Origin of the sequence: Sinobacterium norvegicum (assembly GCF_923077115.1) — a bacterium.
Taxonomy (GTDB): Bacteria; Pseudomonadota; Gammaproteobacteria; order Pseudomonadales; family Sinobacteriaceae; genus Sinobacterium; species Sinobacterium norvegicum.
In genome coordinates this window covers 552,574-573,221 of record NZ_CAKLPX010000002.1, presented here as the reverse complement: position 1 = coordinate 573,221, position 20,648 = coordinate 552,574, and the positions used below count along the sequence as shown (strand labels likewise).

At 48.0% G+C, this 20,648-nt stretch carries 17 protein-coding genes and 1 other RNA gene; 10 read left to right on the top strand and 8 right to left on the bottom strand.

The window, feature by feature from the left end:
• Positions 1 to 4: 4 nt before the first annotated feature.
• From carA to grpE, 5 genes are all read right to left on the bottom strand, one after another.
• Positions 5 to 1,132 (bottom strand): glutamine-hydrolyzing carbamoyl-phosphate synthase small subunit, encoded by a 1,128-nt coding sequence (gene carA / locus L9P87_RS11655; RefSeq protein WP_237444920.1) that lies wholly within the window; start codon positions 1,130 to 1,132, stop codon positions 5 to 7.
• A 331-nt stretch (positions 1,133 to 1,463) separates the two neighbouring features.
• Positions 1,464 to 2,270, bottom strand: coding sequence for a 4-hydroxy-tetrahydrodipicolinate reductase (gene dapB, locus L9P87_RS11650; RefSeq protein WP_237444919.1), 807 nt, complete (start codon positions 2,268 to 2,270; stop codon positions 1,464 to 1,466).
• A gap of 196 nt (positions 2,271 to 2,466) precedes the next feature.
• A complete protein-coding gene (gene dnaJ, locus L9P87_RS11645; protein ID WP_237444918.1) occupies positions 2,467 to 3,594 on the bottom strand; it encodes a molecular chaperone DnaJ in 1,128 nt (375 codons plus the stop codon).
• Positions 3,595 to 3,695: 101 nt separating this feature from the next.
• A complete protein-coding gene (dnaK, locus tag L9P87_RS11640) occupies positions 3,696 to 5,618 on the bottom strand; it encodes a molecular chaperone DnaK (RefSeq protein WP_237444917.1) in 1,923 nt (640 codons plus the stop codon).
• A gap of 170 nt (positions 5,619 to 5,788) precedes the next feature.
• Positions 5,789 to 6,370 carry a nucleotide exchange factor GrpE gene (grpE, locus tag L9P87_RS11635; RefSeq protein ID WP_237444916.1) on the bottom strand — a complete coding sequence of 194 codons (582 nt, stop codon included), beginning with the start codon at positions 6,368 to 6,370 and terminating at the stop codon, positions 5,789 to 5,791.
• A gap of 242 nt (positions 6,371 to 6,612) precedes the next feature.
• Here grpE and recN point away from each other — a divergent pair, with 242 nt between their 5' ends.
• Positions 6,613 to 8,271, top strand: a complete 1,659-nt coding sequence (recN, locus tag L9P87_RS11630) for a DNA repair protein RecN (RefSeq protein ID WP_237444915.1) — start codon at positions 6,613 to 6,615, stop codon at positions 8,269 to 8,271.
• Between the two features lie 68 nt (positions 8,272 to 8,339).
• Here the strand turns inward: recN and fur are convergent, their stop codons facing one another.
• Complete coding sequence (gene fur / locus L9P87_RS11625; RefSeq protein WP_237444914.1) at positions 8,340 to 8,753, bottom strand: ferric iron uptake transcriptional regulator; 414 nt, start codon at positions 8,751 to 8,753, stop codon at positions 8,340 to 8,342.
• Positions 8,754 to 8,845: 92 nt separating this feature from the next.
• Between fur and L9P87_RS11620 the strand changes: the two genes are divergently transcribed.
• Positions 8,846 to 9,175 (top strand): outer membrane protein assembly factor BamE, encoded by a 330-nt coding sequence (locus L9P87_RS11620; RefSeq protein ID WP_237444913.1) that lies wholly within the window; start codon positions 8,846 to 8,848, stop codon positions 9,173 to 9,175.
• Positions 9,176 to 9,186: 11 nt separating this feature from the next.
• Here the strand turns inward: L9P87_RS11620 and L9P87_RS11615 are convergent, their stop codons facing one another.
• Together L9P87_RS11615 and L9P87_RS11610 are read right to left on the bottom strand one after the other, a co-directional pair.
• Positions 9,187 to 9,468, bottom strand: coding sequence for an RnfH family protein (locus L9P87_RS11615; RefSeq protein WP_237444912.1), 282 nt, complete (start codon positions 9,466 to 9,468; stop codon positions 9,187 to 9,189).
• Positions 9,458 to 9,907 carry a type II toxin-antitoxin system RatA family toxin gene (locus L9P87_RS11610; RefSeq protein ID WP_237444911.1) on the bottom strand — a complete coding sequence of 150 codons (450 nt, stop codon included), beginning with the start codon at positions 9,905 to 9,907 and terminating at the stop codon, positions 9,458 to 9,460. The genes L9P87_RS11615 and L9P87_RS11610 overlap by 11 nt, the downstream gene beginning before the upstream one ends.
• A gap of 192 nt (positions 9,908 to 10,099) precedes the next feature.
• On the opposite strand from L9P87_RS11610, the gene smpB reads away from it, so the two are divergent.
• The 8 genes from smpB to L9P87_RS11570 all read left to right on the top strand — a co-directional run bounded on the left by smpB (position 10,100) and on the right by L9P87_RS11570 (position 20,629).
• A complete protein-coding gene (gene smpB, locus L9P87_RS11605) occupies positions 10,100 to 10,579 on the top strand; it encodes an SsrA-binding protein SmpB (RefSeq protein WP_237444910.1) in 480 nt (159 codons plus the stop codon).
• Positions 10,580 to 10,749: 170 nt separating this feature from the next.
• Positions 10,750 to 11,103, top strand: a transfer-messenger RNA (tmRNA) gene (gene ssrA, locus L9P87_RS11600).
• 454 nt (positions 11,104 to 11,557) lie between these two features.
• Positions 11,558 to 12,499, top strand: a complete 942-nt coding sequence (locus tag L9P87_RS11595; protein WP_237444909.1) for a WYL domain-containing protein — start codon at positions 11,558 to 11,560, stop codon at positions 12,497 to 12,499.
• Between the two features lies 1 nt (position 12,500).
• The gene (locus L9P87_RS11590) at positions 12,501 to 14,018 is read left to right on the top strand and encodes a type I restriction-modification system subunit M (protein ID WP_237444908.1); all 1,518 of its coding nucleotides are present in this window, start codon (positions 12,501 to 12,503) and stop codon (positions 14,016 to 14,018) included.
• The gene (locus tag L9P87_RS11585; protein ID WP_237444907.1) at positions 14,015 to 14,890 is read left to right on the top strand and encodes a hypothetical protein; all 876 of its coding nucleotides are present in this window, start codon (positions 14,015 to 14,017) and stop codon (positions 14,888 to 14,890) included. Before L9P87_RS11590 ends, L9P87_RS11585 begins: the two co-directional genes overlap by 4 nt.
• Positions 14,887 to 16,368 (top strand): type I restriction-modification system subunit M, encoded by a 1,482-nt coding sequence (locus L9P87_RS11580; protein WP_237444906.1) that lies wholly within the window; start codon positions 14,887 to 14,889, stop codon positions 16,366 to 16,368. The genes L9P87_RS11585 and L9P87_RS11580 overlap by 4 nt, the downstream gene beginning before the upstream one ends.
• The gene (locus L9P87_RS11575; protein ID WP_237444905.1) at positions 16,361 to 17,566 is read left to right on the top strand and encodes a restriction endonuclease subunit S; all 1,206 of its coding nucleotides are present in this window, start codon (positions 16,361 to 16,363) and stop codon (positions 17,564 to 17,566) included. Before L9P87_RS11580 ends, L9P87_RS11575 begins: the two co-directional genes overlap by 8 nt.
• Positions 17,567 to 20,629: a type I restriction endonuclease subunit R gene (locus tag L9P87_RS11570; RefSeq protein ID WP_237444904.1), complete on the top strand. Its 3,063-nt coding sequence runs from the start codon at positions 17,567 to 17,569 to the stop codon at positions 20,627 to 20,629.
• Positions 20,630 to 20,648 lie beyond the last annotated feature (19 nt).

Here is a 20,648-nt window from a genome sequence, read left to right as displayed (position 1 = left end):
CGCCTTACTTAGTGGCTGTCATCAACTCAATAAAGTGATCGAACAGCGGTGCCGCATCTGTCGGCCCTGGGCTGGCTTCAGGGTGTCCCTGGAAGCTAAAGGCAGGCTTGTCGGTCAGATGAATACCCTGCAACGAGCCATCAAACAATGACTTGTGTGTCACTTTGATATTGGCTGGCAGGCTTGCCTCATCGGCAGCAAAACCGTGGTTCTGACTGGTAATCATCACCGTGCCATCCGCTAGGTTTTGAACCGGGTGGTTGGCACCGTGATGGCCAAATTTCATCTTGCTGGTCTTGGCGCCGCTGGCCAATGCCAACAACTGATGACCAAGGCAGATACCGAAGACGGGGATATCGGTCTTCAAAATTTGCTGAATTGCCTCGATAGCATAGTCGCAGGGCTCTGGATCACCCGGGCCGTTTGACAGGAAAATGCCATCGGGCTTCATCGCCAACACATCGGCGGCAGGCGTCTGCGCAGGGACGACAGTCAATTGACAACCGCGGTCGACCAACATGCGCAGGATATTGCGCTTAACGCCGTAATCATAGGCAACAACGTTAAATTGTTTTTTCTCTGGCGTGCTGTGACCTTCGCCCAGCACCCAAGTGCCTTCAGTCCACTCGTAGGGCTGATCGACCGTCACTTCCTTCGCTAAATCCATCCCCTTAAGACCTGGGAATGACTTAGCCAGCTCTAGCGCCTTGGCCTCGTCGATCTCGTCACTGGCGATGATACAACCATTAAGCGCACCTTTTTCACGCAGAATTCGCGTCAGGCGACGGGTATCGATATCGGCGATACCGACGATATTACGTTGCTGCAGATACTCAGACAGCGATTGTTCGCTGCGAAAGTTACTTGCCAACAAGGGGAGATCACGAATAACCAGGCCGGCGGCCCAGATGTTTGACGATTCTTCATCTTCGCTGTTAACACCGGTATTACCAATATGCGGATACGTCAGCGTTACAATTTGGCGGGCGTAGGAAGGATCGGTCAAAATCTCCTGATAGCCAGTCATTGAGGTGTTAAACACTACCTCACCACTGGTACTACCAGTAGCACCTATTGCAATTCCTCGGAACAAGCTGCCGTCTTCAAGGGCAAGAATGGCTCGTGTGGTCAAGTAAACCTCCTACTTAGGTCTCGATAAGTCATCATTTGAGACGCTGGGAAGAACGATTTGCCTTGTTGCTATCTGCAAAAAAGCGAGATGAAGGCTAGGCTCCATCTCGCTTTTTCTAATTGTTTTAAGCAGCAAGACTTTATTGTTTCGTTCTTCGCTTTTGTCATTAGCTGGCAGGGCAGGCCTCGCTGTTTAACCCATCGAATTTATCGACAAATTACACCGAAAAATGGCCGTGCTTTTGCTAACAGCGGATTGTACACGGGTGGAGTTATTTCGTCCACACAGAACAACAAAGATACGACAAAAAACCATTTCGCGTCATTTAGCCTTATTTCAACCCTAAAACATCCTGCATATCGTACATGCCAGCAGGCTGAGCAGTCAGCCAAACAGCGGCACGCACTGCGCCACCGGCAAACGACATCCGCGAGCTGGCCTTGTGGGTGATCTCAACACGCTCACCCTCGGCGGCATACAAAACCGTATGATCACCGACCACGTCGCCCGCTCTGACCGTGGCAAAACCAATAGTCTGGCGATCACGGGCACCGGTATGCCCCTCGCGCCCATAAACCGCCACTTCTTTTAAGTCGCGATCGAGAGCGTCAGCAATAACCTCACCGAGGCGCAGCGCCGTTCCCGATGGGGCATCCACCTTATGACGATGGTGCGCCTCAGTGATTTCAATATCGACGGTATCACCCAATACCTGCGCAGCAATTTCGCTGAGTTTGAAGCACAGGTTGACACCGACACTGAAATTGGCCGCCATGCAAACAGCAGAGGATTCGCTGCAGGCAATGACTGCGGCTTTTTCTGCATCACTAAACCCCGTGGTACCGATAACCATCTGCTTACCCGCCGCCTTACAGGCAACAGCATTGGCCGATGTTGCCGCCGGAGCGGTAAAGTCGACCAACACATCGAAATCGTTAATGACGGCATTGATATCATCGACCACGATGACACCATTTTTACCAACACCGGCCAATTCACCCGCATCGACGCCAACCAACGAACTACCCACGCGCTCGATGGCCACAGTTAACTCCGCACCCTGCTGCGCGGCAACCGCCTCAATCAAGGTCTTTCCCATGCGACCGGCGCAGCCAGTTACCGCAATACGTGTTGTCATCCGTCTTTTCTCCCACTGGCCAGTACGTACCGGCAGCTATCATCTCATTATTCGTTTAGGCCGCATCAGCCCGCAGTATCAACCGCCGACACGTCATTGTGGCCAAGATTGTACACCATCTCCGGCATAATCCAGCAATAAAAAAGCCCCGCTACATTAGTAGCGGGGCTTTTTATCTTACCGTGGACAGAGCCGCTTATTTCATATCGTCGAAAAAGCTTTTTACGCCATCGAACCATGAGCTCTTGCGCGGAGAGTGCTTAGTATCAGTCCCCTCCATGGAAGCCTGAAACTCCTCGAGCAGCTCTTTTTGCTTTTTTGTCAGACTGACCGGCGTCTCAATAGCCACCTTACACATCAGATCTCCAGCACTGCCGCCACGGACAGGCGCAACGCCCTTGCCACGGATACGGAACATCTTGCCCGTCTGAGTTTCAGCAGGAATCTTCAACTTGACGCGGCCATCCAGTGTCGGCACCTCAAGTTCACCACCAATAGCGGCATCAACAAAGCTGATCGGCACCTCGCAATAAAGGTGCTTGCCATCGCGCTCGAAAATCGGGTGCTGACGCACCGACATCTGCACATACAAATCACCCGGCGCACCACCATCGGGACTGGCCTCACCCTCGCCACTCAGGCGAATACGGTCACCGGTATCAACACCGGCAGGCACCTTTACAGACAGCGTCTTGGTTTCCTCGACACGCCCCTGGCCGTGACAGCTGTTACACGGATCAGCAATCATTTTGCCCTTGCCATGACAGGTCGGACAGGCTTGCTGCACCGCAAAGAAACCCTGCTGCATACGCACCTGGCCAGCGCCATTACACGTGGTACAGGTCACTGGCGCCGAACCCTTTTTAGCACCGCTGCCGCCACAAGGATCACAGGATACCAGGGTTGGAATCTTAATCTTGGCTGTCGTACCTTTAACCGCCTGCTCTAAATCGATCTGCAGGGTATAACGCAAATCGCTGCCGCGCTGCGGGCCGCGCTGACGACGACCGCCGCCACCACCAAACATGTCGCCGAAAACATCACCAAAGATATCACCGAAATCGCCGCCACCGCCGCCGCCACCAAAACCGCCCTGCTGATCGACACCGGCATGCCCGTATTGATCGTAGGCAGAACGCTTCTGCTCGTCGGATAAGACTTCATAAGCCTCATTGGCTTCTTTAAATTTTTCTTCTGCCTGGGCATCATCCGGGTTGCGGTCCGGGTGAAATTTCATCGCCACTCGACGATAGGCTTTCTTTAAATCCTTACCTGACACACCACGATCAACACCGAGGACTTCATAATAATCACGTTTTGACATTGACTTCTATCGCCTATTTTCTAATAGCAAAAAACGCGGCAAGGCCCGCGTTCTTAAAAAGAGCGTGGGTCGCACCCAAGGGCGCGACCGAAGAGCCTTAATTACTTCTTCTCTTCTTTCACTTCTTCGAACTCAGCATCGACAACATTGTCATCCGCTTCCTGTGGCTGCTCAGCACCTTCTTGTTCAGCACCGGCCTGAGCCTGCTGCTCTTGGTACATACGCTGCGCCAAACCGCTCGAAGCTTCAGTTAATGCTTCAGTTGCCTTTTGCATCGCCTCAACATCATCGCCCTTAACCGCTTCTTCAGCTGTCGCCAGAGCCGCTTCCATTCCCGACTTCTCTTCGTCACTTGCCTTATCGCCAGCTTCTTCAAGAGTCTTCTTGGTTGCGTGAATCAAGCCATCAAGCGTATTGCGCGCGGCAACCTGCTCTTCAAACTTCTTGTCTTCTTCGGCGTTGGCCTCAGCTTCCTGAACCATGCGTTCGATATCGTCATCGTTCAAACCGCCAGAGGCTTTAATCACGATAGACTGCTCTTTACCCGTCGCCTTATCTTTGGCCGACACGTTCAAGATACCGTTGGCATCCAAATCAAAGGTTACTTCGATCTGAGGCATACCACGCTGTGCAGGTGGAATATCAGCCAAGTCGAAACGACCCAATGAGTTGTTCTGCGAGGCTTGCTTACGCTCACCCTGAACCACGTGAATGGTTACAGCAGACTGATTGTCTTCAGCGGTCGAGAAGATCTGCGACTTCTTGGTTGGGATAGTCGTGTTCTTGTCGATCAGCGGCGTGGCAACACCACCCATGGTTTCGATACCGAAAGTCAGTGGCGTTACATCCAACAACAAGACGTCGGTAACATCACCGGCCAATACAGCACCCTGAATTGCGGCACCCATGGCAACGGCTTCATCTGGGTTAACATCGCGACGCGCTTCTTTACCGAAGAACTCTGCAACCTTCTCCTGAACCATTGGCATGCGTGTCTGACCACCCACCAGGATGACATCATCAATTTCCGAAGTGCTTAGGTCAGCATCGGCCAACGCCTGCTTCATTGGCGCCAGCGAACGAACCACTAAGTCTTCTACCAACGACTCAAGCTTGGCACGAGTCATTTTAACAACCAAGTGCTTAGGTCCGGTTGCATCGGCAGTAATATAAGGCAGGTTAACCTCGGTCTGCGATGCAGAAGACAATTCGATCTTGGCCTTCTCTGCCGCTTCTTTCAGACGCTGCATAGCCAGTGGATCGCTGTGCAGGTTAATGCCGCTTTCTTTTTCAAACTCGCCTGACAAGAACTCGATCAGACGCATATCGAAATCCTCACCACCGAGGAAGGTATCACCGTTGGTCGACAATACTTCGAACTGCTTCTCGCCATCGACGTCAGCCATTTCGATAATAGAGATATCGAAAGTACCACCACCGAGGTCGTAAACGGCAACGGTGCGATCGCCAATAGCCTTGTCCATACCGTAGGCAAGTGCTGCGGCAGTTGGCTCGTTGATGATGCGCTTAACATCCAGACCCGCAATACGGCCGGCATCTTTTGTTGCCTGACGCTGAGAATCGTTGAAGTAAGCTGGAACGGTAACAACCGCTTCGGTCACGTCTTCACCGAGGTATTCTTCGGCAGTCTTCTTCATTTTCTTCAATACTTCAGCAGAGATCTGCGGTGGCGCCATTTTGTCGCCTTTAACCTCAACCCATGCATCGCCGTTATCGGCGCCAACAATAGTATAAGGAACCATGCTGATGTCTTTCTGTACAACGTCATCTTTAAACTTGCGACCAATAAGGCGCTTAACCGCGAACAACGTGTTCGTTGGGTTGGTCACTGCTTGACGCTTGGCCGGCTGACCTACAAGTACTTCGTTGTCATCGGTATAAGCGATGATAGATGGGGTAGTACGGTCACCCTCTGCGTTTTCGATGATGCGGGCGCTGTCGCCGTCCAAAACCGATACACAAGAGTTAGTAGTACCCAAGTCGATGCCGATAATCTTTCCCATGTCTCTCTCCTAAATCTAATCTTTGCTGCTTACCAGGTTGTCGGATTGTCGACCCTGGCAGCGTACCTAAGGGGAATACCCCTGATTCGTTGCTTGGTAGTATATATTGGCGCAATTTTTGAAATATCAAGGGGCGCCATCAAAAAGTTCACTACTGCTGCAAAATATTTTTACTTGCTAACCATCACCATGGCCGGGCGAATAAGACGCTCGTTCAAGGCGTAGCCTTTCTGGACCACATGCATCACCGTATTTGGCTCGCAATCGGGGTTTTCGATCATACTCATTGCCTGGTGCTGCTGCGGATCAAACGGCTCACCTTCCGGGCTGACTGCCGTGATTTTAAAGCGGGCAAATACATCGGCGAGGTTCTTACGTGTCAACTCAACGCCTTCCATTGCCGGCGCATTGGCTTCATCACCAGCAGCCTCAATAGCACGCTCCAAGTTATCCATCACGCTCAACAACTCGATAGAAAACTTCTCGAGGGCGAATTTACGCGCCTTATCGACTTCACCTTCGGCACGACGGCGAACGTTCTGCGCCTCTGCCTGAACCCTTAGCGAGCTGTCTTTCAAGCTGGCAATTTCCTCATTGGCCGCATCAAGCTGAGCCTGCAAATCGTTTCCATCTTGCTCAGCAGCCTGTTCAAAGGTTCCCTCAACAGCTTCAGATTGCTCATCCAACTGCTGCTCTACCTGTTCCTCTGCCGCCGCTTCTGCTGCTTGCTGCTCTTGATTTAGCTCTGACACGTTGTCACTCCGATCACAAAATTCGTTTTTCTTAACGCCGCCCTGCGTCCGCTCTTTAATGAAGCGGTAACAGGGCGATGATTGATGTAGCTGTTTATGGGGGCTGGCCAAATAAATATCAAGCGTCAGATTGCTGTTTTTTTACACGGATTTCCCAAAGCCAAATTTTTACTGTATAAACATACATGAGCTGTAAAAATGAACAGTAGTTGGCCACACCAGAACAACAACAGGAATTCACTATGCTGACCCAGCTTTGCATTGATAACTTCGCCCTCGCCAAGTCCCTCGAAATCGAGTACGACAAGGGGATGACCGTCATTACCGGTGAGACCGGTGCCGGCAAGTCGCTGACTCTCGACGCCTTAGAAGCCGTCAGTGGCGGCCGAGTCGACGCCAAGTTGATACGCAATGGCTGCAAACAGGCCGATATTCACGCCTGCTTCGATATCAGCACGAACAAAGCCGCCCAGGCCTGGCTGTGCGAGCAGGATCTCGGCACCGACGACTGCCTGCTGCGACGGATAATCAATACCAGCGGGCGCAACAAGGCCTATATTAACGGTCGCCCCGCCACCGTGGTGCAACTGCGCGAGCTCGGCGCCCTGCTAATCGACATCCACAGCCAGAACCAACATTACTCGCTGCTGCAGAAAACCAGTCAACGTGAGCTGCTCGACGATTACGCCGGTAACGAGCCATTGATCACCGATATCAAACAGTACTACAGTGAAATATCAACATTAAATAAGCAGCTACAAAACTGCATCGATAACAGTGAAGAGCAAACGGCCCGCGAACAACTGCTGCGCTACCAGGTCGAAGAACTCGACCAGCTCGCCCTTGCAGAACATGAACTGGAGCAACTGGAGCAGGAGCAAACACAGCTGGCCAACGCCGACGAGATTCTACAAGCCTGCTTCCACAGTCAGCAGCTTTGCGACGACGGTAATACCGGCCTTCTGAGCCAACTGCACCAGGTCAGTTCAGCACTGAGCACCATCCAACAGCCCTCCAGCTCACTGCAGGAAGCACTGGAAATGATTAACAGTGCCCACATTATTGTCGGTGAGGCCAGCGATGCGATTAATCATCACATCAACCATCAACCCAACGACCCTGAACGCTTAGAAAGCGTTGAGCAACGGCTCAGCAGCGTCTATCAAATCGCCCGCAAACATCGGGTAGAGGCATACCAGCTCTACGAGAAGCATCAGCAGTTAAGCGAAGAGTTAGTGCAACTGTTTGGCGGCGAAGAGCAAATCGAGCAACTGCGACAACAGATAGTAGCGCTACAAGAACGCTACGACGCCACCGCCGACAAACTCACCAACAACCGACGCCGTCACGGCAAAAAGCTCTGCACCAGCGTCAACAAACAGCTGCAGGCACTGGGCATGCAGCACTGTAAAATCGAATTCGCCCTGATCAGCTGCGACCGCTCACTGCACGGCAGAGAAGCCATCGAGCTACTGGTCAGCACCAACCCCGGCCAGCCCGCCGCCGCCATCGCCAAGATCGCCTCTGGCGGTGAACTCTCTCGCATCAGCCTGGCCATCAGCGTCGTCGCCACCGGCAAAAAATCGCCGCCGACGCTGATTTTTGACGAGGTCGATGCCGGCATCGGCGGTGGTGTTGCCGAGGTGGTTGGCCGATTATTACGCGAGCTGAGCCAAAGCAGCCAAGTCATCTGTATCACTCACCTGCCGCAGGTGGCCAGCCAGGGCCACCAACACTATTTCGCCCACAAAATTGCCGATAGGAAAAGCGCTCACAGCGAGATTATTTCACTCAACAAAGACGACAAAGTAGAAGAGGTCGCCAGAATGCTAGGGGGCATTGCGATTACCCAGCAGACAAGAGCCCACGCCAGGGAGATGCTGACCACACAACACGCCTAAAAGCGATTAACATACTTTCTGCAGACACAAAAAAAAGCGCCCTAGGGCGCTTTTTTTACCCGTATTCATCACTTCTTTGGACGAACGTATAACACCATGCTGTGATCGACGATCTCGAAGCCGTGCTTTTCTGCCAGCTCGTGCTGACGCTGCTCGATAATCTCATCGAAAAACTCAACCACCTCACCGGTCTCCATGCACACCATGTGGTCGTGATGGTCATCACTGGCCAACTCAAACACCGAGTGGCCGCCCTCGAAATTATGACGAGTAACCAGGTTGGCCTGCTCAAACTGAGTCAACACCCGATAAACCGTGGCCAGACCAACATCATCGCCAGCCTCCATCAGGGTTTTGTAAACATCTTCAGCGCTCAAATGCTTGCTTTCGGCGCCAGCTGCTTCCATGATTTGCAGGATTTTCACCCGTGGCAGCGTGACTTTTAAGCCGACTTTTCTTAACTCTTGATTCTCGATTGCCATTAATAAGCCTTATTTACGCGATCTAACCGTCGCAGAGTCCCGACGGTTCAGGTATGATTCTCTATTTGCAAGATACGTTAACTGGTTGTTGGATGCAAAGACTTACTACGACATTAATACTGTTAGCCGCGCTAACAGCCTGCGCCGAATTTCCCGGCGTTTATAAAATCGACATCGCACAGGGTAATGTTATTACTCAAGAGATGGTCGACCAATTAAAACCGGGCATGAGCAAGCGTCAGGTTAAATACATTATGGGCTCGCCGCTGCTCGAAGACACCTTTAATAACAATCGTTGGGATTATTATTATGCTGTCCGCTCGCAAAACAACCCAAAGCCCGAGCAGACCATGTCGCTATATTTTGATGGCGATCTGCTCTCACACTTTGATGGTAACTTAGCACCGGAATCGGCTAAGTAACCACGGCGGCGCTACTTAGCCGCCTTGGCCTTTTCTGCGCGCTTCTTTCGGACTTCTTTCGGGTCGGCAATTAACGGCCGATAGATTTCTACCCGGTCACCCTCTTTAACCTGATAATCTGCCTTTACGCCCTTGCCAAACACACCCAACTTGGCAGCGCTGACATCGACGCCATCGAAGACTTTTTCGACACCGGCCTGTTCTACCGCCTGTCTGGCGGTGGTACCCGGCTCTACATCGAGGCTAAAAATGCGCTGCTGGTGTGGCAAAGCGTAGCTGACTTCAATTTTCATCTGATTGTTTTCCGTATAACTGATGCGCTCGCTGACACAGCGAATCGACTAATGAGTTTCCTAAACCTGAGAATAACTTCTTGGCCGCACCGCCGAGTAGCTTACTCGACATATCGAAGCGTAAATCCAAGCTCACCTTACAGGCATTGTTATCCAATGCGATAAATTTCCAGTGTCCTTCGAAGCGCTTGAACGGCCCCTCCACCAAGCCCATATCAATCGACTGCCCCTGCACCAAGGTATTACGCGTGACAAAGCTATGTTTGAGAGGGCCCTTGGCCAAGCTCAAGCGGGCAACCATATGACTGCCGCTTTGCTCGATAATCTCGCTGCCGCTGCAGCCCTCCATATATTCCGGGTAGGCGGCAACATCGTTGACCAAATCGAACATTTGCTCAGCGGGGTAAGGCAGTAATGCGGTACGGTTAATATCAACCATGGCGATAGAAATGGCTCTTAGATTTAATTTATGCCGCTATTCTACCCAACTCCTGCGCAACATTCAGCCCCGATGCTAACTACCGTTAGTTTGGCCCGCCTTTTGCCACGAATAGACGGATAGGACAAAATAAATGGCGCAGGCCGACGGCCGGGGATGCAATGCTAGTCGACTACGCATATAATCGGCGCCATGGCTAAAAAGAAACCGAAACAATCCAGTGGCACTATCGCTTTAAATAAGCGTGCCAAACACGATTTCCACATCGAAACTAAATTCGAAGCGGGAATCGCCCTGACTGGCTGGGAAGTCAAAAGTATGCGAGCAGGCATGTGCCAGCTGGTAGATTCTCACGTGTTCCTTAAAAATGGCGAGGCTTTTCTTCTCGGCGCCAGGATTGAGCCACTGAAAACCGCCAGCACACATGTCGTCGCCGAACCGATGCGCTATCGCAAGTTACTATTACACAAGCGCGAACTGGCCAAGATCCATCAGGCAGTTAACCAGAAGGGCCACACCTGTATCGCCACCGCGATCTACTGGAAAAAGCACCTGGTGAAGCTCGAGATCTGCCTGGCCAAGGGTAAGAAAGACCACGACAAGCGTGCCACCCTCAAAGAGCAACAAGGCAAGATCGAAGTTGGCCGCGCCATGCGCGAGCGTAACAAGTAACCCCCCCCCCTCTATTACCGTCGTTTGCTGCAAACGGCGGTTGTTGTTTATCCCCAGCTAGTTTACAATCCACCCATACTCTTCAAGGGTAAGCACGCCTGTTTACGGAAGTCACAGCGGTGGTGAGAGGATAAGCTCTCTGATCCCCGACAATGATCCCAGCCAGGCGCGGGGACGATTTGGATTCGACGCCGGTGCCAAAACCTTGGGTGCATGCCGTGATGTCAGCGAATCACGTAAAATCAAAGCTGAAATTTATTAGTTGCCAACGACGACAACTACGCTCTAGCAGCTTAGGCTGCTAGCAGTCACCAACGGATGTTTGTAAACGGAAAGTGACTGTCATATAGAACAAACTAGCCAGCAACGTATGCTTATGACCGAGCGGTGAAACACTTAATAAGACAGCCTATTTCGTCCTGCCCATCGGGCTGAATGTGGTTAAATTAATTGATGGAACTAAGCATGTAGAGCCTCTGGCAGAGGGCTGACGGACGCGGGTTCAAATCCCGCCGTCTCCACCAATTTAAGAAGGTCAACCGTTCTCGGTTGGCCTTTTTTTATGCCCGCGCCCCGCGCTAAAGCCCTTATGTGGCAAGGGTTTACGGACTTCTCCCCCTTCTTAATCTCGGACTTTTCAAAGCAAATATTCTCTGAATTGCCGAATACTCTCTGTGGCTCTCCCCATCTCCCAGGCCCCAAGTCCATGACCAGAGAACAGAGTACCCTTTAAAATCAGTAACTTATTATCGGACTAATCAAAAGATTTGTTGGGTGAATTGGTAGAGCGAAAGGAAATCAATAAATAACCATCAAAATAGATGTGGTCATCATATTGACATGCACTACATTATCATTTATAAACTCAACTACTAATTAGTCGTATGTAGCCATCAGGTGTTATTAATGGCTTTGTACACGCGGTAAAAGGCTCAGCATCAAGAGATTACAAAATTTTGCTACTAAACAGAGAATCGAATGTCGCCCACTGCTAACAACAATAAACAGGATCAGCTAGCACTGCCTAGAGCGCAGTTAGAGAAAGTTAGCCAAGCCCAAAGGGAGCGCCTATTCCATATAGACTTTAAGCTCTTCTTTCTGGGCTCGGTTAACCGCACTGATCTGGTATCACGTTTTGGCATCAAGGAAGCAGCCGCCTCACGAGACCTTTCTTTATATAAAGAACTCGCCTCTAAAAACATCGAATACGACACCAAAGCTAAAACCTATATTCAGCGAGATGGTTTTTCGCCACTCTTTGAATATTCAGGTAGCCAAACATTAGCGGCGCTACTTCATGGCTTTGGTGATGACTTTGTAGGCACTCAAAAACCCATCGTCACCTGCGAAGCTCCGACACAGCTTAACTACCCAAACATACAAACTTTAGCGCTCATCACCCGAGCCATACACAACTGCCAAGTTTTGAAAATTAAGTACCGCTCACTATCCAGCGGCTTAAGCGAACGTGAAATTGTGCCTTTCGCATTGATTGATAACGGCCTGCGTTGGCATGTTAGAGGTTACGACAGAGCTCGTGAACGCTTTGCTGATTTTGTTGTTAACCGTATTGAAACACCACAACTTATCAATGAAGAGATTCCAGAAGCACAAACCAAGACTGCCGATAATCAATGGAATCGTATTGTTGATTTAAACATTGTGCCGCATCCAAGGCTTTCTCACCCCGAGACTATTGAGCTTGAATACGGTATGGAAAATGCCGTGTTAAAAGTCCAAGCAAGAGCAGCAGTAGCTGGTTATCTTTTGCGGCATTGGAACGTCGACTGTTCTAAGCAGCACTCATTAACGGGCCCAGAGTTTCACTTGTGGCTTCAAAACACACCCACTTTATATGGCATCGATAACTTACAGTTAGCAGCTGGTTATGAGTCTGAAGTAATTGAGACAGAACAATAAAATGACACTGATTAATCTAAAAGACCTCGAAGCTCACCTCTGGCACGCCGCTCATATTATTACCGGCCCAATAGACGCTTCAGATTACAAAACATACATCTTCCCGATTCTTTTCTTTAAACGTGTTTGCGATGTTTATGATGAAGAGTTTGAAGAGGCAATGGAGCAAGTCGGCGACAAAGAGCTTGCCAAAGGCGACATGTTCCACCGTATTCAAATTCCAAGCGAGTGCCACTGGAAACACGTATTTGAAAAAACAAAAGACATTGGTCAGGCATTAAAAGATGCTTTTCGAGGCATCGAACTCGCTAACCCACAGCTACATGGAATATTCGGTGACGCCAGTTGGACCAACAAAGAGCGTCTTTCGGATGAGCTCTTAAGCACCTTGCTTAATCACTTTAATAAAGTGAATCTTGGCGTTGCCAGTGTTCGTGATGATGATATGGGTCGCGCTTATGAATACCTCATTAAACGCTTTGCAGACAAGGCTAATAAAAAGGCCGGTGAATTCTATACACCACGCACCATCGTTCGTTTAATGGTAAATATCCTTGACCCGAAAGCGGGTGAAAGCGTTTATGACCCTGCATGCGGAACCGGTGGCATGTTGTTAGAAACCATTCACCACGTTAAAGAAAACGGCGGTGATCCGCGCTTATTGAAGATTAAAGGCCAAGAAAAGAACCTCACCACCGAAGCCATTGCTCGCATGAACTTGTTTCTGCATGGCATGGAAGATTTCGACATTATACGTGGCGACACGCTTCGCGAACCTAAATTTCTAGTCAGTGACCGACTAGAGACGTTTGATAATGTGATTGCCAATCCCCCCTTTAGTTTAAAAGAATGGGGTTACGATCTCTGGTCGGCAGACCCATATGGCCGTAAACAGTTCGGTTTGGCCCCTAAAACCAATGGTGATTTTGCTTGGGTGCAACACATGTTCGCGTCCCTCAATGACAATGGCCGAATGGCCGTTGTATTACCTCACGGCGTGCTCTTTCGTGGAGGCGCTGAAGGAAAAATTCGCACCCAATTACTCAAAGAAAACCGAATTGAAGCCATCATCGGTGTGGCATCTAACCTGTTTTACGGCACAGGCATTCCAGCTTGTATATTGGTGTTACGCAAAGAGCGACCGAAGGCTCATAAAAATCATATTCTGATCATCAACGCCGAAGAAATTTTCACCAAGGGCCGCGCTCAAAACACGCTGTCTAATTCGCAAGCCGATAAAATCTATAGCATCTATCACACTCAAGAACAGCAAGGACCCTCTACTAAAACCAGAAAAGGTGCAGATGAGATCGAAGGCGTTGCTCGCTGGGTGCCGCTATCTGAAGTCAAAGAAAATGACTTCAATTTAAACATAGCGCGTTATGTGCAAAAGCCGCTTGAAGAAGAAACTATTACGGTAGAAGAAGCATTGAAAGATTTCCAAAGTAAATTGGCAGATCTGGAGCAAGCCGAGGAAGAACTGGAAGCCTTACTGATAAAAGAGGGTTTCGAAGTATGAAATTAGATAAGGCTTTTGCAGAAGATATTGAGCTAAGCATCACAGCGCAAGAAGCAGACAAACAGTTTGCAGAGGGGAAAATTAAATCCAAATTTAGCTTTCAGTGTCCAGATGACAAATGCGACGCACCGGTTACCTGCGCCAACTTAGATCGCCCCAAACTAAAAAGAAAACGAGACCCCTATTACAAAGTTGTGGGTGAGCACACTTCACAATGCGATATAGCAAAGGACATCGATCCTCAGAAAAAAAGTTCAAGAATCACCACAGATATCTATAGCGACAGCGATGAATATGTCGATCACGCTATCCGTCTAAACCTGCAACCACCCAGCACCAAAAGACCTGAGCCAACAGGTAATACGTCAGGCGTATATGATACGGAAGCAAGAGCTCGAGCAGGCCATAGTCCAGAATCTGGCAAGCGAAAAATCCAACGTTCAAAAACACTCTCGTCACTGATTGATGCTTTTTTAGCGAATGAAACGCACACAGTACAACTTCCTGAAGTCGGCGTTATCGACATCAGGGATTTGTTCGTCGAAATCAATGGCCAAGACTTAACTGAGCTCGAAGACGAATTCAGAATTTATTATGGAAAGGGGTGGATAAAAAAACGAAAAGGTGGGTATGGTTTTGTGTTTGCTAACAAACTCAAGTTCGGCGAACTAGAGAGTCAACCGTCTACATATATGTCAGATAGCCAAATCGAAGATGGTAGCTTCAAACGATTCAAACAATCGACTCTAGATAAACTTGCCAACAATTATCCTAAGAAAATATTTTTGCTATCCGAGACCACACCTTACCCCAATGGAGACTTTATTAATATTTGGTGTGAAGGCCCTGAATATTTGGATTACCGACTATGAATAAAAACCAACTAGAAAGCTTACTCTGGGGTGCGGCTGAATTCCTGCGTGGCCAAATTGACGCCTCAGACTATAAGCAGTTTATATTTCCGTTACTGTTCTTTAAGCGTCTGTCTGATGTTTATGAAGAAGAGCTAGCCGAGGCGTTAGAGCAAACCGGTGATATGGAAATGGCCACCGCCGAAATGTTCCACCGTTTTACTATCCCTAATGAAGCGCGTTGGCAAACAGTGCGCGATACAAGTAAAAGTATTGGTGAAGCCATTCAAAACGCACTGCGTTCAATAGAAGCCAACAACCCGAGATTGCATGGCGTATTTGGCGATGCGCAGTGGACCAATAAAGAACGCCTGCCGGACCATCTGCTGGCAGATTTAATCGAGCACTTCAGCAAAATTCCTTTAGGCATATCTGTAGTCGCGCAAGATGATTTAGGTGAAGCCTACGAGTACCTAATCAAAAAGTTTGCCGACGACTCTGGTCATACTGCCGCTGAGTTTTATACCAACCGTACCGTGGTACATCTAATGACGCGCATTATGGGCTTAAAACCCGGTGAAACCGCTTATGATCCAACTTGCGGTACCGGCGGTATGTTATTGAATGCGGTGATGGATTTGCGTAGCCAGGGCAGCGAATGGAGGACTGTGCATTTACACGGCCAGGAAGTCAATCTGCTTACCTCCGCCATCGCCCGTATGAATATGTTCCTGCACGACATCGAAGAGTTTGACGTGTTGCGCGGTGATACGCTCGCGGAACCTAAGTTTATTGAAAACGACCAGCTTAAGCAGTTTGATGTAATCTTCGCCAATCCACCTTACTCGATTAAAAAATGGAACCGCGACAAGTTTGCTGCAGACCCTTTTGGACGCAACCTTTATGGCGTGCCGCCACAAGGTTGTGCCGACTATGCGTTTTACACCCACATCATTAAAAGTTTAAAGCCAGATACTGGCCGCGCTGCCATGCTTTGGCCTCACGGTGTATTGTTCCGTGATTCAGAGCAAGCAATTCGTAAGCAAGTGATTGAATCCGACATTATAGAAGCGGTAATTGGTTTAGGGCCAAACCTATTCTACAACTCGCCAATGGAATCTTGTGTGGTGGTACTTAATTGCAATAAGCCCGTCGAGCGTAAAAACAAGGTGTTATTTATCAATGGTGTTGAACATGTCACCCGCGAGCGTGCTCATAGTAGCTTGTCCGATAATGATTTAGCAGTGTTATGCGATGCATATTTTACTCCAGCAAGCCAAAACAGCATCACAGCGTTAGTGGATATAGAAGCAATTGAGGAAAATCTCTACAACTTATCCATACCGCTTTATGTGCAAGCACAAAGCAATGATGAATTACAAAATATTGAACAAGCCATAGAGGCATGGAAAGTCAGCCGCGTGCTAATGAAGAAGCAAACTAACAGATTATTTGTGAACCTCGCAGATATGGGTCATGAGGTAGAGATAAATGACTGACAAAAAAACCATTAAATTTGGCGATATTTGCCGAGAGGTAAAGCTCTCTACAAGAGATCCGATTGCAGATGGTTACGACCGCTATATTGGCTTAGAACATTTGGATTCCGGCTCACTCAAGATCAAACGTTGGGGGATGATCGCTGAAGACAATCCTAGCTTTACACGAGTATTTAAAAAAGGACACATCCTATTTGGCAAGCGTCGCCCTTATTTAAAAAAAGCAGCGATTGCTGAATTTGATGGAATCTGTTCTGGCGACATCATTGTTATGGAACCTGATATAAATGTAAAAGATTTATTTCCTTTTATTGTGCAGTCTAAAGACTTTTGGGAATGGTCAGTTCAAACATCATCAGGATCACTTTCACCAAGAACAAAGTTTAAATCCCTTGCCAACTTCGAGTTAGCAATTCCAGACTCTAATGGGAGGAAATTGCTGATTCAAGAAGTTAGAAAATCCAACGAAGTTGTCAAAAGTACCGACCTATTAGTAGATGCTCAAGAGCAGCTCATAAAGTCACAATACTACAAGACGTTTAAAGATGAATTGGGAGTTAAAGATTACACTACTTATCCACTAAAAATAAACTCCACTTCAAGCATTGAAATTAAGCCTCTAAAAGAATTACTTTTGAGCAAACCTCAAAACGGGCAATTTGTAAAAAAAGGCAGTGGAGGGTCAGTTGACTGTTTTTTTCTCAACGTAGTAGACGGATACGTAAACTCCTATTCGACAGAGGACAGGAGAGAAATAATTAGTTGCAACCAGTCAGACTTCGATAAATATAACCTTAAGAATGGCGACCTCCTATTCAATCGTTCATCTCTTGTTAAATCAGGAATTGGATGGCCATTCTTAGTTTTAAATAAAGCTAAGCAATCAACTTTTGACTGCCATTTAATTCGAGTTAACGTTAATTCTGAGATAGTTTTGCCTGAGTACCTATATATTTATGCGCTTTCTCCCTGGGCAAGGAAGTATTTCTTGTGCGTAGGGCAAACCACTACTATGACAACGATTAGTCAGAGTGAGATAGAAAACTTTCCTGTACCTGTACCGCCAATCAGCAAACAAAAAGAGATAGTTACAATTTTCTCAAATCTGTTCTCTCTTAGAAATCGATTTGAAGAGCATATCAAGTTTGTTTCTTTGCTAAGTGCGGAATATATAAATAATAACTTAAAGGCCGATTAGATGTTTAACGAACTAACCGTCACAGAAAATGGAATTATCGATCGCTTAAAAAGTTTAAGCGGTATTAAATGGACTTATTGCCATGGCGAAGCGTTACCCAAAAAAGCGCAGGACATCTTCGTGGATGAATGGCTGAAAGACGCGCTATGTTCGTTAAACCCAGATATTGCGAAGCAGCCTGATTATGCCGACGAGGTGATATACAAGCTACGTGGCGTAATACTAGAGGCTCGGCATACTGGCTTGGTAAAAGCCAATGAAAACTTCCATGAGTGGTTAATGGCTGAGAAAACCTTACCCTTTGGCGAGAACGGCGACCATATCACCATCAACTTGATTGATTTCGACAATATTGAGAACAACCACTTTGTGGTTTCGCAGCAGGTGCACTACATCGCCGCGACCGAAGTGTATTTCGATATTGTGTTGTACGTGAATGGCTTGCCACTAGTCGTGGGAGAAGTGAAAACCGCGACGCGCCCCAGTGTAACCTGGCAAGATGGTGCAGCCGATTTTATGGGTGGAAAAAAGCACTACTGGAAAAATGTTGAGCCGTACTTTGTACCGAATCTTTTATGCTTTGCCAGTGAAGGTAAAACCTTTGCTTATGGTGCAATTAATGCCCGAGTAAAAGATTGGGGGCCTTGGCACAACACTGACCAACGTGAAGAAGTGTTACCAGGTATGGCAACTGTGCTGGATAGCTCGGAAGGTTTGCTAAACCCTAAAACGCTTTTGCAGCTACTTGAATCCTTCGCGTTATTCTCAAGTATTAAAACCGGTAAAAACACCCCGCCGAAACGAATTAAAATTTTACCCCGTTACCCACAGTTTGAAGCAGCGAAACAGATTGTTGACAGGGTAAGAAACGGCTTTCCGAAAAAAGGCCTAATTTGGCACTTCCAAGGCTCGGGTAAATCCCTCTTGATGTTATATGCCGCCAAGATGCTGCGTGCCGATAACGAGTTGAAAAACCCAACCGTATTAGTGGTAGTCGATCGCCGTGATTTGGACAGCCAAATCAGCGAAACCTTTGGTGGGGCTGACGTTAAAAATTTAGTTAAAGTACAAAGCTGCAAAAAGCTCGGCCAGCATATTGAGCAAGACAGTCGTGGCATTTTAATTACCACTATCTTTAAATTTAAAGATGTTGAAATTGACGATAATAATGAAAAAGGACTGAACGACCGAGACAATATTATCGTTTTGGTGGATGAGGCGCACCGAACCCAAGAAGGTGGCTTAGGTGAAAAAATGCGTTGGGCACTGCCTAATGCGCATTTCTATGGTTTAACCGGCACACCTATTTCTGGCATTGATCGTAACACCTTTAAATTGTTTGGCGCTGAGGACGATCCCGGTCGTTATATGAACCGCTACAGCTATAAACAATCCATTCGCGATGGAGCAACTAACCCTGTTAAATTTGAACCACGATTAGCCGAATTACGAGTGGATCGTGATGCCATCAATCAAGAGTTTGAACAACTGGCCAAAGACAATAATTTAGACGAAGAAGAAAAAGCTGCGCTTTCTAAACGCGCCGGTAAACTCGCCATTATGCTCAAAGCACCAAAGCGGATGACCGCCGTGAGCGAAGACATTATGGAGCACTTTACCAGCCACGTTAAGCCGAAAAAAATGAAAGGCATGGTGGTGGTTTATGATCGCGATGCTTGTGTTCAAATGTATTACCTACTGGGCAATAAACTGGGGTTTGACGCGGTAGAGGTGGTAATGAACGTCGACCAGGCGCCGATCAAAGCCAAAGAAGGCGATAAAAAAGACAAAATCAATAAAGACTGGCGAAAGTGGAAAGATGAGCTGGAACTGCCCATACAAGAATCTGACTTCGGCCGCTGGCAAGAACTGGATGGCGACGAGCAAAAGCAGAAAGATTTAATTGAATCTTATAAAGACCCAAACCATCCGTTACAGCTGATTATAGTAACCGCCAAACTGCTTACCGGGTTTGATGCGCCTATTTGTTATTGCATGTATCTCGATAAGCCCTTACGAGACCACACGCTATTGCAGGCCATGTGCCGTACTAACCGTTTGTACGAAACCGATGACACCCGAAAAACCATGGGATTGATTATCGATTACCTTGGCGTATTCGAAAATTTACGCACAGCTTTGGCTTACAATCCTGATGAAATTGAAGGTGTGGTAGAAGGCATAGAAGCCTTCAAAGAGCTACTGCCAATGCAATTGAAAAAGTGTTTAGATTTCTTCCCAAATGTGGATCGCACACTGGAAGGTTTTGAGGGCATTATGGCCGCTCAAGAATGTCTTCCGACTAACGAGAAACGGGATGAATTTGCTGCAAGCTTTGGTGTGCTCACTAAACTGTGGTCAGCTATTAATCCCGACCCTTTCTTAAGTCCGTTCAGAAATGATTATAAATGGCTGGCTCAAATTTATGAGTCAGTTCGCCCCGTGGGCCAAACCGGTGCGCTAGTTTGGGCGGCACTCGGCCCTGAAACCATTAAGATGATTCATGAGCATACCGACATTAACCGTATTCGTGATGACATTGATGAGTTGGTGATGGACGAGCATGCGATTTTCACCTTAACAGAAAAGGAACAAGAACAACGCGCGCGTAAACTTGAAATTGATTTGATGGGCCGATTACGTGGTAGTGGTGACCCTACATTTGTAGAACTTGGCGAACGATTAGAAAAGCTTCGTCAAGACTATGAAGCAGGTGTGATTAAAGCCATCGATTGGTTAAAGGGCCTATTGGATGCCGCTAAAGACACCGTCCAGGCAGAGCGCGAAACCGGCGATAAGGTTGTAACTGAAGAAGATAATGTACAGGCGCTTACTAAGTTATTCCTAGAAACACGACCAGACAGTACACCTAAGGTCATTCATGATGTGGTTGAGCAGATAGACAAAATCGTAAATGCCACTCGCTTTGATGGCTGGCAAAATTCCAATAGCGGCCCAAGAGAAATTCAAAAAGCCTTACTTGTAACCTTAGCGCAGTTTGGTTTGGGGAAAGACAAAGAGTTGTTTAATAAAGCTTATGCTTATATTGAAGAGCATTATTGATGCTGAAAATTATCAGATG

Coding starts and splice junctions, on each gene's coding strand:
- dapB (WP_237444919.1), bottom strand. CDS start 2,270: ATGACAACACGTATTGCGGTAACTGGCTGCGCCGGTCGCATGGGAAAG.
- L9P87_RS11620 (WP_237444913.1), top strand. CDS start 8,846: ATGCAAAGACTTACTACGACATTAATACTGTTAGCCGCGCTAACAGCC.
- L9P87_RS11575 (WP_237444905.1), top strand. CDS start 16,361: ATGACTGACAAAAAAACCATTAAATTTGGCGATATTTGCCGAGAGGTA.
- L9P87_RS11595 (WP_237444909.1), top strand. CDS start 11,558: ATGTCGCCCACTGCTAACAACAATAAACAGGATCAGCTAGCACTGCCT.
- L9P87_RS11610 (WP_237444911.1), bottom strand. CDS start 9,907: ATGGTTGATATTAACCGTACCGCATTACTGCCTTACCCCGCTGAGCAA.
- L9P87_RS11580 (WP_237444906.1), top strand. CDS start 14,887: ATGAATAAAAACCAACTAGAAAGCTTACTCTGGGGTGCGGCTGAATTC.
- smpB (WP_237444910.1), top strand. CDS start 10,100: ATGGCTAAAAAGAAACCGAAACAATCCAGTGGCACTATCGCTTTAAAT.
- L9P87_RS11585 (WP_237444907.1), top strand. CDS start 14,015: ATGAAATTAGATAAGGCTTTTGCAGAAGATATTGAGCTAAGCATCACA.
- fur (WP_237444914.1), bottom strand. CDS start 8,753: ATGGCAATCGAGAATCAAGAGTTAAGAAAAGTCGGCTTAAAAGTCACG.
- dnaK (WP_237444917.1), bottom strand. CDS start 5,618: ATGGGAAAGATTATCGGCATCGACTTGGGTACTACTAACTCTTGTGTA.
- recN (WP_237444915.1), top strand. CDS start 6,613: ATGCTGACCCAGCTTTGCATTGATAACTTCGCCCTCGCCAAGTCCCTC.
- dnaJ (WP_237444918.1), bottom strand. CDS start 3,594: ATGTCAAAACGTGATTATTATGAAGTCCTCGGTGTTGATCGTGGTGTG.
- L9P87_RS11615 (WP_237444912.1), bottom strand. CDS start 9,468: ATGAAAATTGAAGTCAGCTACGCTTTGCCACACCAGCAGCGCATTTTT.
- L9P87_RS11570 (WP_237444904.1), top strand. CDS start 17,567: ATGTTTAACGAACTAACCGTCACAGAAAATGGAATTATCGATCGCTTA.
- L9P87_RS11590 (WP_237444908.1), top strand. CDS start 12,501: ATGACACTGATTAATCTAAAAGACCTCGAAGCTCACCTCTGGCACGCC.